We start from the raw sequence: 18,054 nt of genomic DNA, 5'->3' as shown, positions 1-18,054 counted from the left end.
TCCTGCTTTGATTTGATTGAGTAAGAAAAAACCGTGGAATGACTGAAGGCTGGCGCCTGTGACGTCGACGGGCGCTAGGTGATGATACCGCCGCCGAGGCAGACGTCGCCGTCATACAGCACGGCGGACTGGCCGGGCGTCACCGCCCATTGCGGCTCTGCAAACGACAAGCTGAAGGCGGCGCCCGACACCGCCTTCAGGCGGCAGGGCGAATCCGACTGCCGGTAGCGCGTCTTGGCCATGTAGTCGCCGGCCCGGGGCGCCTCGCCGGCGACCCAGCTGGCGTCCTGGGCGCTCAATTCCGTGGACTGCAGCCAGGGATGGTCGTGCCCCTGCACGACATACAAGGTGTTGTGCGCCAGATCCTTCCTGGCGGTGTACCATGCATCGGCGGTGCCGTCGCTGCGCTGGCGCCCTTTCACGCCCCCTATGCCCAGCCCCTTGCGCTGCCCCAGCGTATAGAAGGACAGCCCCTGGTGCTCGCCCACCACCTGGCCTTCGGGCGTCTTGATGGGCCCCGGCCGCGTGGGCAGATAGCGGTTCAGGAATTCGCGGAAGGGGCGCTCGCCAATGAAGCAGATGCCCGTCGAATCCTTTTTGGCGGCATTGGGCAGCTGCAGCGACCGGGCGATGCGCCTGACCTCGGTCTTGGGAAGCTCGCCCAGCGGAAACAGGGTGCGGGCAAGCTGGTCCTGGTTCAGGCGATGCAGAAAATAGCTTTGATCCTTGGTGTGGTCCAGCGCCTTCAGCAGCTGGTGCCGTGGCGCGCCGCCTGCCTGCACGGTCCGGCGGCGGGCGTAGTGCCCGGTGGCGATCAGGTCCGCGCCCAGGGACATGGCGTGGTCCAGAAAGGCCTTGAATTTGATTTCGGCGTTGCACAGGACGTCGGGGTTGGGCGTGCGGCCGGCCGAGTATTCGCGCAGGAAATCCGCGAACACCCGGTCCTTGTATTCGGCCGCGAAATTCACCGCTTCGATGTCGACGCCGATCAGGTCGGCGACGCTGGCGGCGTCGAGCCAGTCCTGGCGGGAAGAGCAGTATTCGGTATCGTCGTCGTCTTCCCAGTTCTTCATGAACAGGCCCAGGACTTCGTAGCCCTGCTGCTTCAGCAGCCATGCGGCCACCGACGAATCGACGCCCCCCGACATGCCGATGACGACACGCCCCCTACTTCCAGATATGTTAGCCATACCGGTATTTTAGCGAGTCTTGGCCAGGGCCTCGTCGACGACTTCGATCCAGTGGCGCACCGGAATGGATGTGCCGTTTTGCAGATGCGTGATGCAGCCGATGTTGGACGAGACGATGCAATCGGACTTCGTCGGCTCGATGGCTTGCAGCTTGCGATCGCGCAGGGTGATGGAGAGCTCCGGCTGGGTGACCGAGTAAGTGCCGGCCGAGCCGCAGCATAGATGCGATTCATTGAATGGCTGCAGCGCGAAGCCCAGGTCGGCCAGCAGGCGCTCGCTGACGCCGCGCAGGCCCTGCCAGTGCTGCAGGGTGCAGGGCGGATGGAATGCCGGCCTTTCGGGCAGGCCCTGCAGGCGATGCTTCAGTGCGTCGGCATGCGGCGCCAGGATCTCGGCGATGTCGCGCACCTTGGCGACGACCCGCAGGGCCTTGATCACGTAGTCGGGATCGTGCCGCAAATGGTGGGCGTATTCCTTGACCATCGCGCCGCAGCCCGAGGCGTTCATGACGATGGCCTCGACCTGGCCGCCGTCGATGAGCGGCAGCCATGCGTCGATGTTGGCCCGCATCTGCTGCAAGGCGTCGTCCTGGGCGTCCAGGTGGAAATTGATGGCGCCGCAGCAGCCCGAGCCCGGCACCACCCGCGTGCCTATTCCCACGGCGTCCAGCACCCGTATGGTGGCGGCGTCGATGGAGGGCATCATGGACGGCTGCACGCAACCCGCCAGCATCAGCACCTGGCGCTCATGGCGTTCCGTGTCGGCGGGCAGCGCGGCGGCGGGCCGCGGCGCGGGCAGCTTGTTCTTGAGCGTTTCCGGCAGCAAAGGACGCAGCAGGCGCCCCAGGCTGTATGCCGGCCCGAACAGCGGCGAATTCAGCATGCGCCGCAAGCCGGCGCGCTGTATCTTCTGGGCCATCGGCCGTTCGACTCGTTCGTCCACGATCTTGCGGCCGATGTCGACCAGTGCGCCGTACTGGACTCCGGAGGGACAGGTGGTCTCGCAGTTCCGGCAGGTCAGGCAGCGGTCCAGGTGTTCTTGCGTGGCGCGCGTCGGTTCGGCGCCCTCCAGCACCTGCTTGATCAGGTAGATGCGGCCGCGCGGGCTGTCGCGCTCGTCGCCCAGCACCTGGTAGGTCGGGCAGGTCGCGAGACAGAATCCGCAATGGACGCAGCGCCGCAGTATTTCATCGGCTTCCTGGCCCAGCTCGCTGGCGCGAGCCCATGATGCTAGATTGGTTTGCACGGTGGTCTCTTAAAAGTCTGGAAACATGCGGTTCGGGTTGAAGATGCCCATGGGATCCAGCTCTTGCTTGAGCCGACGATTGATGTTGCTTACGCCCGGCGGCAAGGGATGGAACACGGGAACCTCGGGCTTGCCGGGGCCGTGGCGGAACAAGGTGGCATGGCCGCCCAGCCCGGCCACGGCGGATCGCAATTCCAGCGGATCGCTCACGCCGGCGATCCAGCGCTGGCCGCCGTTCCATTCGACCAGGGTCTGCGGGTGCTCCAGCGGACCGGCGTTCGGCGGCAGGGCCACGCGCCAGAGCGGGCGCGCGGCAAAGAACGGGTGGGTGTGATCGCGGATGCTTGCCCAGAAAGCGTCGGCCTCGGCCGGGTCCATGAGCTCGCCGCCTATGCGCTTCAGGCCGTAGTCCACCGCCGGCCCGCTGCCCGACACCCGGACGTAAAGGCGGCCTGCGGGCCCGCCGCCTTCGGGGTGCCACACGGTGCCGCTGACGGGCAGGGGCAGCCCGCGCCATTGGGTGAATTTCTTCAGCGCCTCGGCCTGGGCGAGGTCCAGCACGGCGGTGGATTCCTCGAAGGGACGCGGCGCCACCTTGACGGAGACCTCGACCATGGGCCCCAGGATGCCCAGCGAGCCCGCAAGCAGGCGCGAGATGTCGAAGCCCGCGACATTCTTCATGACCTCGCCGCCGAAAGACAGCACGGAGCCGGAGGAGTCGAGCAGCTTGGCGCCCAGCACGTAGTCGCGCGCGCTGCCCGCCGCCATGCGCCGCGGGCCGGACAGGCCGGCGGCGATGCAGCCGCCCAGGGTGGACGCGGCGCCGAACCGGGGCGGCTCGAACGCCAGCATCTGGTTGCGCTCGGCCAGCAAGGCCTCGACTTCGCTGAGCAGGGTGCCAGCCTTGGCCGTGATCACCAGTTCGGAGGGCTGGTAGTTGACGACCCCGTGGTAGCCCGACAAATCGAGCACGGCGGTGTCGTGCACGCTGTCCTGGTCCACCGGCTCGCCATAGAAGCGCTTGGTGCCCCCGCCCCGTATGTGCAGCGGCCGCTCCGCGCCGCGGGCCGTCATGACTTGCTGGCAGAGTTCGGTCAATACGAAATCCATGCGGGCCTCTTAGAAACGCGGCAGTTCGGGAAAGCGGATGTTGCCGCCGTGAACGTGCATCTTGCCGTACTCGGCGCAGCGCGCCAGCGTGGGAACGACTTTTTCGGGGTTGAGCAGGCCGTAGGGGTCGAACGCCCTTTTGAAGGCCAGGAAATAATCGAGTTCTTCGCGCGTGAACTGCACGCACATCTGGTTGATTTTTTCCATGCCCACGCCGTGTTCGCCCGTGATGGTGCCCCCGACCTGCACGCACAGTTCGAGTATGGCCGCGCCGAATTTCTCGGCCCGCTCGACCTCGTCGGGCTGGTTGGAATCGAACAGGATGAGCGGATGCAGATTGCCGTCGCCCGCGTGGAAGACGTTGGCGCAGCGCAGGCGGAACTCGTCTTCCATCTGCTCGATCGCGCTCAGCACGCGGCCCAGGTGGCGGCGCGGAATGGTCCCGTCCATGCAGTAGTAGTCGGGCGAGATGCGGCCGGCCGCCGGAAACGCGTTCTTGCGCCCCGCCCAGAAAACCAGGCGCTCGGCCTCGGAGGCGGACACCTGCAAGCGAGTGGCGCCGGCGTCCTGGAAGACGGCCTGCATGCGCGCGATCTCGTCCTCGACTTCTTCCTCGGTGCCGTCCGATTCGCACAGCAGGATGGCTTCCGCGTCGAGGTCGTAGCCCGCCTTGACGAAGGGCTCGACCATGTGCACCGCCCTTTTGTCCATCATTTCGAGCCCCGCCGGGATGATGCCCGCCGCGATGACGTTGGTCACCGCGAGGCTGGCGGACTCGACGCTGCCGAAACTGGCCATGATCACCCGCGCACAGGACGGCTTGGGTATCAGCTTCACGGTGATTTCGGTGACGATGCCCAGCATGCCCTCGGAGCCGATGAAGGCCGCGAGCAGATCCAGGCCGGGGGTGTCGGGGGCGCCGGAGCCCAGTTCGACGACGTCGCCGTCTATGGTGACGACGCGCACCCGCAGCACGTTATGGACGGTGAGCCCGTACTTCAGGCAATGCACGCCCCCGGAGTTCTCGGCGATGTTGCCGCCTATGGTGCAGGCGATCTGGCTGGAGGGGTCCGGGGCGTAGTACAGGCCGTAGGGCGCGGCGGCCTCGGAAATGGCCAGGTTGCGCACGCCCGGCTCCACCACGGCGGTCGCCGTGTCCAGGTCTATGCTCTTGATGCGGTTGAGCTTGGCCAGCCCCATCAGGACGCCCTGGGCATGCGGCATGGCGCCACCCGAAAGCCCCGTGCCGGCGCCGCGCGCCACGATGGGAATGTTCAGCGCCTTGCATTCGCGCAAGACCGCCACCACCTGGGCTTCGTTTTCGGGCAGGATGACTACCGGCGGCAGCGCCCGGTACAGGGACAAACCGTCGCATTCGTAAGGCCGCGTGTCTTCGACCTTGGACAGGATGCAGTGCCTGGGCACTCTGTCGGCCAGCCTGGCGATCAGTCCGGCAAAATCCGGAGCCGTTTCGGGCGCCGGACTCAACAGGGATTGGTTCATTGTCTCTCTTTGGTTCTTGGTATTTGTACGGAACCCCCGTCCGTCAGGCCGGCGGAATGATCTTGCCGGGATTGAGGATGTCGTGCGGATCGAAAGCCCGCTTCAGCGCGGCCATGAGGTCCAGCGCGTCGCGGCCGTGCTCGGCCAGCATGAATTCCATCTTGTGCAGGCCGACCCCATGTTCGCCCGTGCAGGTTCCTTCCATGCGGATGGCGCGCTCCACCAGCCGACGGTTCAGCTGTTCGGATTCTTCCCATTGGGCCGGATCGTCGGGGTCGAGCAGCATGAGCACGTGGAAGTTGCCGTCGCCCACGTGGCCCACGATGGTGTAGGGGAAAGAGGCCAGGTCCAGCTCGGCCGCCGTTTCGCTCACGCACTCGGCCAGGCGGGAAATGGGCACGCAGACGTCGGTGGTGCTGGCCCGGCAACCCGGGCGCAGTTGCAGGCCGGCGAAATAGGCGTTGTGGCGGGCCGTCCAGAGGCGGCTGCGGTCTTCGGGCCGATCGGCCCATTCGAAATCCATGCCGCCGTTGCCGCGCGTGATTTCCTGGACGACTTCGGCCTGCTCTTTGACGCCCGACGGGCTGCCGTGGAATTCGAACAGCAGCAGCGGGGATTCCTTGAGATCGAGCTTGCTGTAGGCGTTGATGGCCTTGACCGCCGCGGTGTCCATGAATTCGACGCGGGCGATGGGCACGCCCATCTGGATGATTTCGATCACGCTCTGCACCGCCGCGTCGAGCGTGGGGAAATTGCAGATGGCGGCGGACACGGCCTCGGGCTGGGGATACAGGCGCACCGTGACCTCGGTGATGATGCCCAGCGTGCCCTCGCTGCCCACGAACACCCGGGTCAGGTCGTAGCCGGCGGAAGACTTTCTTGCCCGATTGGCGGTTTCGATCACGCGGCCGTCGGCGGTGACCACTTTCAGGGACATGACGTTTTCACGCATGGTGCCGTAGCGCACCGCGTTGGTGCCCGACGCCCGCGTGGCGGCCATGCCGCCCAGGCTGGCGTCGGCGCCCGGGTCGATGGGGAAGAACAGGCCGGTGTCGCGGATTTCTTCGTTGAGCTGCTTGCGCGTGACGCCCGCCTGCACGGTGACGGTGAAGTCTTCCGGGTGCACGGCCAGCACCTGGTTCATGCCGGACAAGTCCAGGCTGATGCCCCCCTGCACGGCCAGTATGTGCCCTTCGAGCGAGGACCCCGCGCCATAGGGAATGAGCGGCACCTTGTGGTCGTTGCAATGGCGCGCCACCCAGGCGACTTCTTCGGTGGTCTGGACGAACACCACCCCATGCGGCAGCATGGCGGGATACGGGGATTCGTCCCGGCCATGATGCTCGCACACGGATTGCGCCGTGGAAAAGCGCTCGCCGAAGCGGCTCTTCAAAGCGTCCAGGAACCCGGCCGGGATCTCCCTGCGCAGATTCTGGTTACCGACGGGGGCGTTCATGCTTGTCAGACTCCTTGACCCTGTGGATGATGTCGCTATTCCGATACTACTGTTTTTTAGGCGTGGCTGCCGATCAGGGCATTTGCCGATTGCGTGCAGGCCTGGCGGCGATTCCGCACGGCCTCGGCCAGGCGTTCCAGCACCTGGACGGAGGTGTCCCAGTCGATGCAGCCGTCGGTGATGCTCTGGCCGTAAGCCGGCGGCCGGCCGTCGACCAGGTCCTGCCTGCCGCCCACCAGGTTGCTTTCGACCATGACGCCGAAGATGCGCTGGTCGCCGGCTTCCATCTGGGCCGCGATGTCTTCCAGCACCAGGGGCTGGTTGCGGTAGTCCTTGTTGCTGTTGGCGTGGCTGGCGTCGATCATGATGCGCGGCCGCAAGCCGTTCTTCACCAGCGCCTGGCAGGCCGCCTCGACGTTTTCCGCATCGTAGTTGGGGACTTTGCCGCCGCGCAGGATGACGTGGCAGTCATTGTTGCCCACGGTGGAGACGATGGCGGAATGCCCGCCCTTGGTGACCGAAAGGAAATGGTGCGGCTGCGACGCGGCCTTGATCGCGTCGATGGCGATCTTCGTGTTGCCGTCGGTGCCGTTCTTGAACCCGACCGGGCACGAAAGACCGGAAGCCAGTTCACGATGCACCTGGCTTTCGGTCGTTCGCGCGCCGATGGCCCCCCAGGAGACCAGGTCGGCGATGTACTGGGGCGTGATCATGTCCAGGAATTCGCAGCCGGCGGGCAGGCCCAGGGCGTTGACGTCGATCAGGAGTTCGCGCGCGGTGCGCAGGCCCTGGTTGATGTTGAAGCTGCCGTCCAGGCCCGGATCGTTGATGAGGCCTTTCCAGCCCACCGTCGTGCGGGGCTTCTCGAAGTAGACACGCATGATGATCTCGAGCTCGCCCAGGTGGCGCTTGCGTTCGGCCGCAAGGCGCTTGGCGTAGTCGATGGCCGCCGCGGGGTTGTGGATGGAGCAGGGCCCGATGACCACCGCCAGCCGGTCGTCCGTGCCTTCCAGTATGCGATGCAAGGCGTTGCGGGCGCCATAGACCGTAGAGGAAATGGCGGTCGTGCATGGGAATTCTCGCATGACGTGCGCGGGCGGGCTGAGTTCTTTGATTTCGCGTATACGTAAATCGTCTGTATTGTGTGACACAGCATAACTCCTGGTTTTGTCAGCTAGCGAGCGGTACAAAAAAAGCCGCCTAGCTTCGCTGGCGGCTTTTTGGGAATTTGGTTCTTTTTTACTGCGTACAACGCTTCCCTTCCTCCACCAGCGGTTTCGGAAAAGCAAAAAAATAAAAGAAGAAAAATTGGGATGCGCGGTACATAGGCGTAGATCCTAGCACAGAGTTCCCGCCCTGCCAAGAAGAAATTTTGTTCATATCGACACGATTGATATCCACACAATTGATTTGAACTCAAATCATTATATGCTGTATGATTTTCAAGGGTCGGCGTCCCGAGCCCGCCCCGGGCAAGCCGATGCCGATCGCAACCGCATCCACGACAAGAAAAGGACCCGCGATGAACCAACGCCTGAAAAATCTGATCCTGCGCGCCCTGCCGGCCCTGGCCGCCGGCATGCTCGCCTTCCAGGCCCATGCGGCCGGCCTCGACGACATCAAGAAGCGCGGCACCGTGCGCATCGCCGTTGCCAATGAAATTCCTTACGGCTACATGGACATGGACGGCCAGGCCAAAGGCATGGGGCCGGACGTGGCCAAGCACATCATGGAACAGTTGGGCATCCATCGAATCGAATGGATCACGACCAACTTCGGCTCGCTGATTCCCGGCCTGCGGGCCAACCGCTTCGACATGGTGGCGGCCGAAATGGCCATCCTGCCGCAACGCTGCAAGGAAGTGCTGTTTTCCGAACCCAACAGCTCCTACGGCGAAGGCCTGCTGGTCGCCAAGGGCAACCCCCACGACCTCCATGCCTACGAAAGCTTCGTCCAGTCGGACAAGAAAGTCGCCATCATGGCGGGCGCCGATCAGCTGGAGATCCTGCAGGCGCTGGGCGTTCCGCCCGAACGCATGGTGACGATCGCCAACAACGCCGACGCGATCTCCACGGTCTCGACGGGCCGGGCGGCCGCCTATGCGGCAACCAGCCTGACGGTGAGCGAACTGGCCTCCAAGAGCGACAAGGTCGAGGCGGCGGCGCAGTTCAAGGACCCCGTGGTCGGCGGCGCGCCGGCGCGCAGCTGGGGCGCCTTCACCTTCAGCCAGGACTCGGCCGACTTCCGCGACGCAGTGAACGCCGAGCTCGCCAAGTTCAAGCGGACCGAAGGCTGGGCCAAGACCATGTCGCATTACGGCTTCAGCCCCACCGACGCCGAAGAATCGTTCAACAAGACGACCGAACAGCTCTGCGCGGCGGGATAGCGCGCCCGCCCCATGAACTGGTCGAGCTATATGCCGCCCTTGCTGGAGGGCGCATGGGTCACGGTGCAGCTGACGGTGTATTCCACCATCCTGGGCGCGGCATGCGCGTTCGCCTTCGGCATGGGCAAGGTGTCGGGAAGCCGGCTGGCGCGGGGCGTGTCGGTGGCCTTCATCGAAGTCTTCCGCGGCACCTCGCTGCTGGTGCAGCTGTTCTGGCTGTACTTCGCCCTGCCGCTGCTCGGGCAGGCGGTGGGCGTGGACCTGCGCCTGCCGCCCGTCGTCGCCGGCACCCTGGCGCTGGCCCTGAACATAGGCGCCTATGGCGCCGAGGTCGTCCGGGGCGCCATCCAGGCGGTGCCGCCTGCGCAGCACGAGGCGGCCAAGGCCCTGGACTTCACGCCGCGGCAGATTCTGTGGCGCATCGCGCTGCCGCAGGCGATTCCCGAAATGATGCCCAGCTTCGGCAACCTGGCCATACAGAACCTGAAGGATACCGCCCTCGTTTCATTGATCAGCCTGGGCGACCTGGCCTTCCGCGCAGAGCAGATCCGCAACTTCACCCAGGACAGCGTCACCATCTACACGCTCTTGCTGTTCATGTATTTCGGCATGGCCCTGGCGCTGACCGCGCTCATGAAGCTGCTTGAAAGTTCCGTGGGGCGCTGGCGCGCCGGGAGGTCCTGAACATGCTGCTGGGCATAGAATGGGACACCGCCAACAACTGGGTCTTCGCCTGGTCCATCCTGCCCATTCTGCTGAAGGGCCTGGCGGTCACGCTGCAGGCGACCGCCCTGGGCTTCGTCGTGGCCGCCGTGCTGGGCCTGGTGCTGGCCGGCCTGAAGTCGTCGCGGTCGCGCATCGTGTCCTGGCCGGCGCGCTTCCTCACCGAATTCATCCGCGACACGCCGCTTCTGGTCCAGCTTTTCTTTCTGTACCACGTGCTGCCCGAATACGGCATCGTCCTGCCGGCCTTCCTGACGGGCGCGCTCGCCCTGGGCATCCAGTACAGCGCCTACACCTCCGAGGTATACCGCGCGGGCATCGAATCGATCGCGCGCGGGCAGACGGAGGCCGCGCACGCCCTGGACCTGTCGGCGCTGCGCACCTTCAGCGTCATCATCGTGCCGCAGGCCATACCCAGAATCATTCCGGCGCTGGGGAATTACCTGGTGTCCATCATGAAAGACGTGCCGGTGCTCTCCGTCGTCTCCGTGCTCGAAATGCTCAATGTGGCCAAGATCATCGGCGACCGCAGCTTCAACTACCTGATCCCGCTTTCCATGGTCGGAGGCCTGTACCTGCTGCTGACCTTGCTGGCGGCGGCGGGCGTGCGCCGGCTGGACACGCGCCTGCCCAAACAAGGACTGCCCCTGCGATGACCCAAGACATCATTCGATTCGACCGCGTCACCAAGAAGTTCGGCGAGCTCACCGTGCTCGACGCTCTGGACTTCAGCGTCGCCAAAGGCGAGAAAGTCACCATCATCGGGCCCTCGGGCTCGGGCAAGTCCACCGTGCTGCGCATACTCATGACGCTCGAGACCATAGACGACGGCGTGATCCACGTGGCGGGCAAGCCGCTCTGGCACGAAGAGCGCGATGGCCGGCTCGTCCCCGCCGGCGAAGACCACCTGCGTGCCATGCGCAAGGAAATGGGCATGGTCTTCCAGCAGTTCAATCTTTTCCCTCACATGACGGTGCGCCGCAACATCACGGAAGCGCCGGTGCACGTGCTGGGGCTGGACAAGGAACAGGCGAACCGGCGCGCCGAGGAATATCTGGAGCTGGTGGGGCTGTCCGACCAGGCCGACAAGTTTCCCAGCCAGCTGTCGGGCGGCCAGCAGCAACGCGTGGCCATCGCGCGCGCCCTGGCCATGCGCCCGAACATCATGCTGTTCGACGAGCCCACCTCCGCGCTGGATCCAGAACTGGTCGGCGAAGTGCTGAACGTCATCCAGCGGCTCTCGAACGAACACGACCTGACCATGCTGCTGGTCACGCATGAAATGCAGTTCGCCAAGCAGATCTCCGACCGGGTCTGCTTCTTCGACAAGGGCCGGATCGTCGAGCAGGGGCCGCCGGAACAGGTGTTCTCCACCCCTCGCGAAGCGCGCACGCAGGAATTCCTGAAAGGCTTCCTGAGCCCCGAGCCGCATTGATGGCCGGCCCCCGCCGGCCCGGCATGGCGCCGGCGGCGCAGAAGGCCCCGATGGGGCGGGCCGCCGTCCGGCTCGGACTCAGGCTCGCCCCCGGGCAGCCTGCCGGGCGGAATCGCGTCCGCCCGGCCGCCTCATGCGTACGCCGGCGCTTCCAGCGGGACCAGCGGCTCGAAGCTCCCGCGCGTGGCGATGTGCTCGGGACGCGGACTCAGGCCGTATTTGGGCGGCTGGAGCGCGTTCTCCACGCTGTTGTAGACCATGAAGACATTGGCGCGCGGCCAGGGCGAAATATTGCCGTTGGATCCGTGCATGGTGTTGCAGTCGAAGAAAATGACGGACCCGGCCGCCGCCTCCATGGCTTTTATGCCGCCCTGCTCGGCCAGCAGGCGCAGGCTCACGGGGTCGGGCACGCCGTATTCCTGCTTCTTCAGCGATTGCTCGTAGTGGCGCTCCGGCGTCTTTCCCTTGCAGGAAATGAATTGCATGTGCGAGCCGGGCACCAGCATGAGCGGGCCGTTGCAGGCATTGTTGTCGGTCAGCAGCAGCGAGCAGCTGATGGCGCGCATGCCGGGCATGCCGTCCTCGACGTGCCAGGTCTCGAAATCCGAATGCCAATAGAACTCCTTGCCCTTGAAGCCCGGCTTCATGTTGGCCCGGGACTGGTGCATATAGACTTCGGAGCCCAGGATCTGGCGCGCGACGTCGATCAGCCGGGGATCGCGCGCCAGCGCGCCCAGCGCCGCGCTCAGCTCGTGCACCCGGAAAATCGAGCGCACCGCATCGCTGCCCGGTTCGGTGACGGCCTCCTCCGAGGCGGCAATGGCCGGATCGGCGCTCATGCGCTGCACTTCCCGCAGCAGCGCGGCGACCTCCTGTCCGCTGAACAGGCCCTCGATCAACAGAAAGCCGTCGCGCTCATAGTCGGCCAGCCGGGTTTCATCGAGCGCGGCGGCGTAGCGGCCGCCGCCGTAGACGACGGGGTCCTGCCTGGCGATGATGGCGGCGTTCCGGTCCGTGCGTGAAACATAGGGATCCTTGATCGCTGTTTTCATGTCTGCTCCTTTGATTTCAAGCGGCGTCCGACACGGCGGGATACACGCCTTTCTCGTCGTGCACCTCGAAGCCCGTCAAAGGCGGATTGAACACGCAGATGACGCGCAACGGCTGCTTTCCGCCGCGCAGCCAGTGCTCGTCATGCTGGTCCAGCGCGTACACGACACCGGGACCCAGGGCGTACTTGCGGCCGTCGGCGATGGTTTCGATTTCCCCGTCTCCCTCTATGCACCACACGGCTTCCAGGTGATTCTGATAATGAATGTGGGTTTCGGTGCCCGGAAAGATGACGGTTTCGTGGAAGGAGAAGCCCATGCCGTCCTTGCGCAGCAGCACGCGGCGGCTCAGCCAGTTCTCCGTCCTGACCTCGTTTTCCGTCCCGATGACATCCTTGACATTGCGTACGATCATCGCGATTTTCCTCCCATCTTCAACACCCGCGCGCTCGCGTCCGTCCGCGCCAGCACACGGCCCAGGCTGCGCTCTATGATTTCCAGGCCGCGCATCAGCCGGTCGTCTTCGATGGTCAGCGCCGGCAGGACCTTCAGGACTTCGTCCTGCGCGCCCGAGGTCTCGATCACGACTCCTTCTTCAAAGGCCGCCCGCGCAATGCGGTTCGCCGCGTCGCCTCCGGTCGGCAGCACCAGGCCTTGTATCAAGCCCCTGCCCCGCACGCTCAGGCCGGCTTGCGGATAGCTGTGCACGATGTTCTCGAGCCAATCGCGCACGAGGCGCTCTTTGCGCTGTATCGCCGCCGCGAAGCCGTCGTCGGTCCAGTAGCTGTCCAGCGCCTGCGCGGCGGTGACGAAGGCCAGGTTGTTGCCCCGGAAAGTGCCGCTGTGCGCGCCGGGTTTCCAGATGTCGAGTTCGGGCTTCATCAGCACCAGCGACATCGGCAGGCCGAAGCCGGACAAGGACTTGGACAGCGTGATGATGTCGGGCCGGATGCCCAGCGCGTCGAAACTGAAGAAATTGCCGGTGCGCCCGCAGCCCACCTGTATGTCGTCGACGATCAGCAGCATGTCGTGCCGGCGGCAGAGGCGCTCGAGTTCTTTCAGCCAATTGCGGCCGGCGACGTTCACGCCGCCCTCGCCCTGCACGGTCTCGACGATGACGGCGGCGGGCTTGTCCAGGCCGCTGCTGGGGTCTTCCAGCATGCGCTCGAAGTAGGCCATGGTGTTGACGTCCGGACCCATGTAGCCGTCATACGGCATGAAGGTGGTGTTGGCCAGGGGAAAGCCGGCGGCGCCGCGGAATTTGGCGTTGGCCGTGGCGGCCAGCGAGCCGGCGCTCACGCCATGGAAGCCGTGCGTGAACGACACCACGTTCGCCCTGCCCTTCACCTGGCGGGCCAGCTTGAGCGCCGCTTCCACCGCATTGGTGCCGGTCGGGCCCGTGAACTGCAGGGAATACCGCCAGTTCCTGGGCTTGAGCAAAACGCGCTCGAACGTCTCGAGAAAATACTTCTTCGCCGTGGTGGCCATGTCCAGTCCGTGCACCACCCCGTCCGACTCGAGATACTCGATCAATTTCTGCTTCAGGAGCGGGTTGTTGTGGCCATAGTTCAGCGTGCCGGCGCCACTGAAGAAATCAATGTATTCCTTGTTGTTTTCATCGATCAGCACGGAGCCCTTGGCTTGCTTGAAAATGACGGGGAATGACCGGATGTAGCCCCGCACCTGCGACTCCATCCGGTCGAATATTTTTAAGTCCATCATGTTTTCTTCCTCTCTTGGTCATGAAAAGTTATGAAAGAAGCTCCACCCCGCGCTCCGCGAGGGATGGAGATGCCGCGGCATGCGTCACCGGGCCGATGCGGATGCTGGCCGGCCCGGCGACCGGAACGGCCCGATGCGCAGCAGGGGTTCGTCGTCATGGGACTGGCCGCCGAACAAGCCTGCGTCGAACAAGGGGCTTTCGTTCAAGGGAGCCGACAGATCGCGCGCCAGGCGTTCGAACACGCTGCGCGACGCCCGATTGCCGGGTCCCACTGTGGTTTCTATGTATGCGACCCGCGCCAGGGCCTCGCGCCGCAGCAGGCGGGTAAGCATGTGGTGCGCCAGCCTGCGTCCGCGCGCTTCGGCATGCACGGCGACCTGCCAGACGAAGAGCACGTCGGGCCGCTGCGGACGCAGGTAGGCGGACACGAAGCCCAGCAGGCGGTCCTCGGCGCCGGCCACGATGCAGGTCTGGCGGAAGTGCTCGCTGAGCAGGAGATAGGTGTAGACGGAGTTGAGATCCAGCGGCGGGCAGCGCGAAATCAGTCGATGGATGTCGGCCGCGTCGGATGCTTCCGGCGCTCGCAGCCAATGCATGTCCCGGTCGCGCGGGGATGCGCCGGCTGCCTGCTCGGGGGAAAAGGTGGAGGTGTGGGGGTCTGTTCTGGTTTCTAGATTCACACTGCCAATCCGGATTCGGGCAAGGCCCCGCTGCCGATGGGCACGTCGAGCAGGGGCGAAGCGGGTTCTCCTGGGGGATCCGCCGGAAGAGCGCCGTCCGACTCCATCAGGTCGACGATGCGTTCGAGCGACAAGGTGATAGTGGCCTGCTCGAGTTCGGGCAGGGCCTTGAGCGCGTCCGCCAGCTTCTGCTGCAGCGGCGACGGCGTTTCGCCGGCGAGCTTGATGCCTTCGGGCGTTGCCGAGACGAACACGATGCGGCGGTCTTCCCGGCCGCGTTCGCGGCGGACCAGGCCCTTGTCTTCCAGGCGGTCCAGGATGCCCACCACGGTGCTGGCGCTGACGTGGATTTCGCGGCTGATTGCCGTTGCCGTCAGCGGACCGTGTTCGATGACCGCGCGCAGGCAGACGAGCTGCGGTGCCGTGATGTTGCTGAAGGCGGCCAGCTGCCGGGAATGCAGCGCGACGGAACGCGTGATGCGCCGCATGGCGCGCAGGATGCGCAAGTCGTACTGCTGTGAGGATGGGGAGGTCGTCATGGTGACACGAAAGGCCGGAGGATGATAAGGGTCAAATTCATTTCTGTTGAAATGATAAGCCTTGGAAGTAGTCGTGTCAATGCATGGGCGCGGGACGGCCGGGGCTCTCCGCCCCCATGGCCGCGGCCCTTGCCTCAGCCCGCGCTGATGGCGCGGGCCGCGCGCACGGCCATCGGGCCGAGTTCCTGCCTGGCCCTGGCGACGTCCCAGCGGGGCTTGGGGACCGAGATATTGACCGCGGCGACGGGGCGATGCGCTTCATTGAACACCGCCGCCGCGACGTTGACGTCGCCCGCGAAGAATTCCTCGTCGGCGTATGCGAAGCCCTCTTCACGGGCCTCGTCGATGATGCGGCGCAGGCTGCCGACGTCCATCGTGGTGCGCGGCGTATGCCGGACCAGAGTCGTGCGCGCCAGCAGCTCGTCGACCTCCTCGGGAGGCAGGCTGGCCAGCACCGCCCGCCCCGAGGCCGACGCCGTGATCGGGATGCGCGCGCCTATCGGCATGTAGACCGGCACGTGCTTGAACGTGTGGATGCGCATGACGAACACCATGTCGTCGCCGTCCGGAACGGAGAAGTTGACGCTTTCGCCGCATTCCTGATGCAGGCGGTGCAGAATGGCGTGCGCCGACCGGAACAGGCGTTCCCGCGCCAGATACGAATAGCCCAGGCTCATCGCCTTGACGGCCAGGCGATAGCGCTTGCTGCCGGGCTGCCTGCCGATGTAGCCGAGCTGTTCCAGCGTGTAGGCCACGCGCTGCGCGGAACTGGTGCTGATGCCGACGGCGCGCGACATTTCCTGCAGATTCATGGTTTCGTGCCGCCCGAAGGCTTCCAGCACCAGCAGGCCCTTTTCCAGCGACTGAATGAACAAAGGCGAAAGACTCACGCGCGCACCTCTTACCCGTTCCCTATTGACACAGAGAACAAATTATTGCCAAATATTGAATACCGGGAAACAACTATCGCTATTCGATAATTATAGCAATTGACTGAGGAGCTTTGCAAGATGGCACATGCCCGAACATTCAACTACGAGGCGGCCACGGTCATCGACGGCCTCGTGTTTTTCAGCGACGGCAACAACCGCGACGTGCGCGCCGGCGGGGTCACCGCCATGAACGTGACGATCACGGAGATGTCCGCTCGATTCGAACAGGCGGTCCAGGACATCGCCGCCTGGCGGAAGCGCTGCCGGGAAGATCCCACCTGGATACTCGTCGAAGGGCTGGCGGACATCGACCGCGCGAAACAGAGCGGCGGCGTCGGACTCATCATGGGTTGGCAAAACGCGAAGCCTTTCGGGGAATCCCTGGAACGCATCGCCTTGTTCCACGAGCTGGGCCTGCGCGTGGTGCAGCTGACCTACAACGAGGCCAACCTGATCGGCGACGGCTGCCTGGAAACGCGCAACGGCGGCCTGAGCCGCTACGGCGTCCAGGTGGTCGAGGAAATGAACCGCGTGGGCATCGCGATCGACGCCAGCCACTGCGCGGAACAGACATGCCTGGATGCCTGCAAGCACTCTTCCCGCCCCGTGCTGCTGACGCACGCGAACGCCAACGGCGTCATCAAGCGCCCTCGCAACAAAAGCGACGAAGTGCTGAAGGCGGTGGCCGCGACCGGCGGCGTCATCGGCTGCAGCATCCACGGCTACCTGAACTGGCGCGGCGACCCGGCGCGCCAATCCAGCCTCGAAGACTTCGTCGCCAACGTCAAATACATCGGCGACCTGGTCGGATACGAGCATGTCGGCATCGGCACCGATTTCCCGTCCGTGGACACCTATGAAGCGGTCCGGCACGTCATGGTCATGTCCCGCACCAAATACCCGGCATCGGGCGGCGACCTCGCGGCGGCCTTCGGCGACGTCATGGAAGCCCGGTATCCCAAGGAAACACCGACACCGGCTCAATTCCCGGTGCTGGCGCAGGCGCTGGAGGACGGCGGGCTGACCGACGCCCAGATCGCCGGCGTGCTGGGCAAGAATTTTTATCGCGCATTCGGCGAATGCTGGAAATCAAATTAAAGGGAGACTCTCATGAACAGCAAAAAACTCAGCAGCCTGCTGGCCGGCGGCCTGGCCCTGCTCTTTTCGGGCGCCGGCGCCGCACAGGCGCCGTCCTACCCCTCGCACCCCATACGCATCATCGTGCCCTACCAGGCGGGCGGCTCGACTGACACCGTGATCCGCAGGTTCGCGGAAATGGTGGCGCCCAAGCTCGGGCAATCCATCATCATCGAGAACAAGGGCGGCGCGGGCGCAACGATGGGCGCGCGCGAGATCGCCAAGGCGAAGCCCGACGGCTACACGCTCGCCATTCTGCCCAGCCCCGTATTTCGCCTGCCCCACATCCAGGACGCCGGCTACGACCCGCTCAAGGACTTCACCTACATCATGATGCTCAGCGGCTATACCCTGGGCGTGGCGGTCAAGGCGGACTCCCCCTTCAAGACCTGGGAAGACTTCATCGCCGCCGCGAAGTCGCGCACGAAAGAAATCACCTACGGCACCGCCAGCGTGGGCAGCGCCTCGAACGTGATGATGGAGCAGATCGCCGAGCGCTACGGCGTCAAATGGACGCACGTTCCCTATCAGGGCGAAACCGGCGTCATCCAGGCGGTCATGGGCGATTTCGTCGACGCCTACGCCGGTTCGTCCACCATCGTGCCCATGGTGGAAAGCGGCAAGATGCGCGTCCTCGTGACCTGGGGCGAAAAACGCAGCGCAATCTATCCGGGCGTGCCGACCCTGCACGAGCTCGCCCCCGATATCCCGCCCGTCTATGCGCCCTTCGGCATCGCCGCGCCCAAAGGCATTTCCAAAGAGGTCATGGCCAAGCTTTCCGGCGTGTTCGAGGAAGTCGTGAAGTCGCCGCAGTTCACGGAAGTGCTTCAGAAGTACGGCCAGGAGCCGGTCTACATGAACAGCGCCGACTATGCCGCCTATGCTGAAAAAACCTTCGCCGAGGAAGCGAAGATCGTCAAACAGCTCGGGCTGAAAAGCAATTGAT

Annotated in this window: 18 protein-coding genes; 6 read left to right on the top strand and 12 right to left on the bottom strand. The window is 64.8% G+C overall.

Translation table 11 applies throughout. The features are described 5' to 3' along the window. Positions 1-74: 74 nt before the first annotated feature. From mnmA to aroG, 6 genes are read right to left on the bottom strand one after another with little or no spacing between them, the layout of a single operon-like run. Positions 75-1,190, bottom strand: coding sequence for a tRNA 2-thiouridine(34) synthase MnmA (mnmA, locus tag H0A72_RS12230; RefSeq protein ID WP_180155681.1), 1,116 nt, complete (start codon positions 1,188-1,190; stop codon positions 75-77). A 9-nt stretch (positions 1,191-1,199) separates the two neighbouring features. After that, on the bottom strand, positions 1,200-2,435 hold the full coding sequence (gene glcF, locus H0A72_RS12225; protein WP_180155679.1) for a glycolate oxidase subunit GlcF: 1,236 nt from the start codon (positions 2,433-2,435) through the stop codon (positions 1,200-1,202). A gap of 9 nt (positions 2,436-2,444) precedes the next feature. Then, a complete protein-coding gene (glcE, locus tag H0A72_RS12220) occupies positions 2,445-3,545 on the bottom strand; it encodes a glycolate oxidase subunit GlcE (protein ID WP_180155677.1) in 1,101 nt (366 codons plus the stop codon). Positions 3,546-3,554: 9 nt separating this feature from the next. Then, entirely contained in the window at positions 3,555-5,048 is a 1,494-nt protein-coding gene (locus tag H0A72_RS12215) for an FAD-linked oxidase C-terminal domain-containing protein (protein WP_180155675.1), read from the bottom strand. A gap of 43 nt (positions 5,049-5,091) precedes the next feature. Beyond that, positions 5,092-6,504 (bottom strand): FAD-binding oxidoreductase, encoded by a 1,413-nt coding sequence (locus H0A72_RS12210; protein WP_180155674.1) that lies wholly within the window; start codon positions 6,502-6,504, stop codon positions 5,092-5,094. Between the two features lie 56 nt (positions 6,505-6,560). After that, entirely contained in the window at positions 6,561-7,655 is a 1,095-nt protein-coding gene (gene aroG, locus H0A72_RS12205; protein ID WP_180155672.1) for a 3-deoxy-7-phosphoheptulonate synthase AroG, read from the bottom strand. Positions 7,656-8,026: 371 nt separating this feature from the next. Between aroG and ehuB the strand changes: the two genes are divergently transcribed. From ehuB to ehuA, 4 genes are read left to right on the top strand one after another with little or no spacing between them, the layout of a single operon-like run. After that, entirely contained in the window at positions 8,027-8,890 is an 864-nt protein-coding gene (ehuB, locus tag H0A72_RS12200; RefSeq protein WP_180155670.1) for an ectoine/hydroxyectoine ABC transporter substrate-binding protein EhuB, read from the top strand. A gap of 12 nt (positions 8,891-8,902) precedes the next feature. Next, positions 8,903-9,574, top strand: coding sequence for an ectoine/hydroxyectoine ABC transporter permease subunit EhuC (gene ehuC / locus H0A72_RS12195; RefSeq protein WP_180155669.1), 672 nt, complete (start codon positions 8,903-8,905; stop codon positions 9,572-9,574). A 2-nt stretch (positions 9,575-9,576) separates the two neighbouring features. Then, on the top strand, positions 9,577-10,269 hold the full coding sequence (gene ehuD / locus H0A72_RS12190; RefSeq protein WP_180155667.1) for an ectoine/hydroxyectoine ABC transporter permease subunit EhuD: 693 nt from the start codon (positions 9,577-9,579) through the stop codon (positions 10,267-10,269). Next, complete coding sequence (gene ehuA / locus H0A72_RS12185) at positions 10,266-11,048, top strand: ectoine/hydroxyectoine ABC transporter ATP-binding protein EhuA (RefSeq protein ID WP_180155665.1); 783 nt, start codon at positions 10,266-10,268, stop codon at positions 11,046-11,048. Before ehuD ends, ehuA begins: the two co-directional genes overlap by 4 nt. Before the next feature lie 131 nt (positions 11,049-11,179). Here ehuA and thpD read toward each other — a convergent pair whose 3' ends face one another. The 6 genes from thpD to H0A72_RS12155 form a co-directional block, all read right to left on the bottom strand. Next, positions 11,180-12,100 carry an ectoine hydroxylase gene (gene thpD, locus H0A72_RS12180; RefSeq protein WP_180155663.1) on the bottom strand — a complete coding sequence of 307 codons (921 nt, stop codon included), beginning with the start codon at positions 12,098-12,100 and terminating at the stop codon, positions 11,180-11,182. A gap of 16 nt (positions 12,101-12,116) precedes the next feature. Further along, entirely contained in the window at positions 12,117-12,512 is a 396-nt protein-coding gene (locus tag H0A72_RS12175; RefSeq protein ID WP_180155661.1) for an ectoine synthase, read from the bottom strand. Beyond that, a complete protein-coding gene (ectB, locus tag H0A72_RS12170) occupies positions 12,509-13,816 on the bottom strand; it encodes a diaminobutyrate--2-oxoglutarate transaminase (RefSeq protein WP_180156141.1) in 1,308 nt (435 codons plus the stop codon). The genes H0A72_RS12175 and ectB overlap by 4 nt, the downstream gene beginning before the upstream one ends. Positions 13,817-13,903: 87 nt before the next feature. After that, positions 13,904-14,416: a diaminobutyrate acetyltransferase gene (gene ectA, locus H0A72_RS12165; RefSeq protein ID WP_180156139.1), complete on the bottom strand. Its 513-nt coding sequence runs from the start codon at positions 14,414-14,416 to the stop codon at positions 13,904-13,906. A gap of 80 nt (positions 14,417-14,496) precedes the next feature. Next, positions 14,497-15,039, bottom strand: coding sequence for a MarR family winged helix-turn-helix transcriptional regulator (locus tag H0A72_RS12160; protein WP_180155659.1), 543 nt, complete (start codon positions 15,037-15,039; stop codon positions 14,497-14,499). 134 nt (positions 15,040-15,173) lie between these two features. Continuing rightward, positions 15,174-15,929 (bottom strand): IclR family transcriptional regulator domain-containing protein, encoded by a 756-nt coding sequence (locus H0A72_RS12155; protein ID WP_180155657.1) that lies wholly within the window; start codon positions 15,927-15,929, stop codon positions 15,174-15,176. A gap of 120 nt (positions 15,930-16,049) precedes the next feature. Here H0A72_RS12155 and H0A72_RS12150 point away from each other — a divergent pair, with 120 nt between their 5' ends. Both H0A72_RS12150 and H0A72_RS12145 read left to right on the top strand, forming a co-directional pair. Continuing rightward, positions 16,050-17,069, top strand: a complete 1,020-nt coding sequence (locus tag H0A72_RS12150) for a dipeptidase (RefSeq protein ID WP_180155655.1) — start codon at positions 16,050-16,052, stop codon at positions 17,067-17,069. Positions 17,070-17,081: 12 nt separating this feature from the next. Then, positions 17,082-18,053, top strand: a complete 972-nt coding sequence (locus tag H0A72_RS12145) for a tripartite tricarboxylate transporter substrate binding protein (protein ID WP_180155653.1) — start codon at positions 17,082-17,084, stop codon at positions 18,051-18,053. The last annotated feature ends 1 nt before the right edge of the window (position 18,054 follow it).

Source organism: Parapusillimonas granuli (genome assembly GCF_013416525.1).
Classification (GTDB): Bacteria; Pseudomonadota; Gammaproteobacteria; order Burkholderiales; family Burkholderiaceae_B; genus Parapusillimonas; species Parapusillimonas granuli.
The sequence above is the reverse complement of the archived record's forward strand: the minus strand, read 5'-3'. Positions and strand labels throughout refer to the sequence as shown.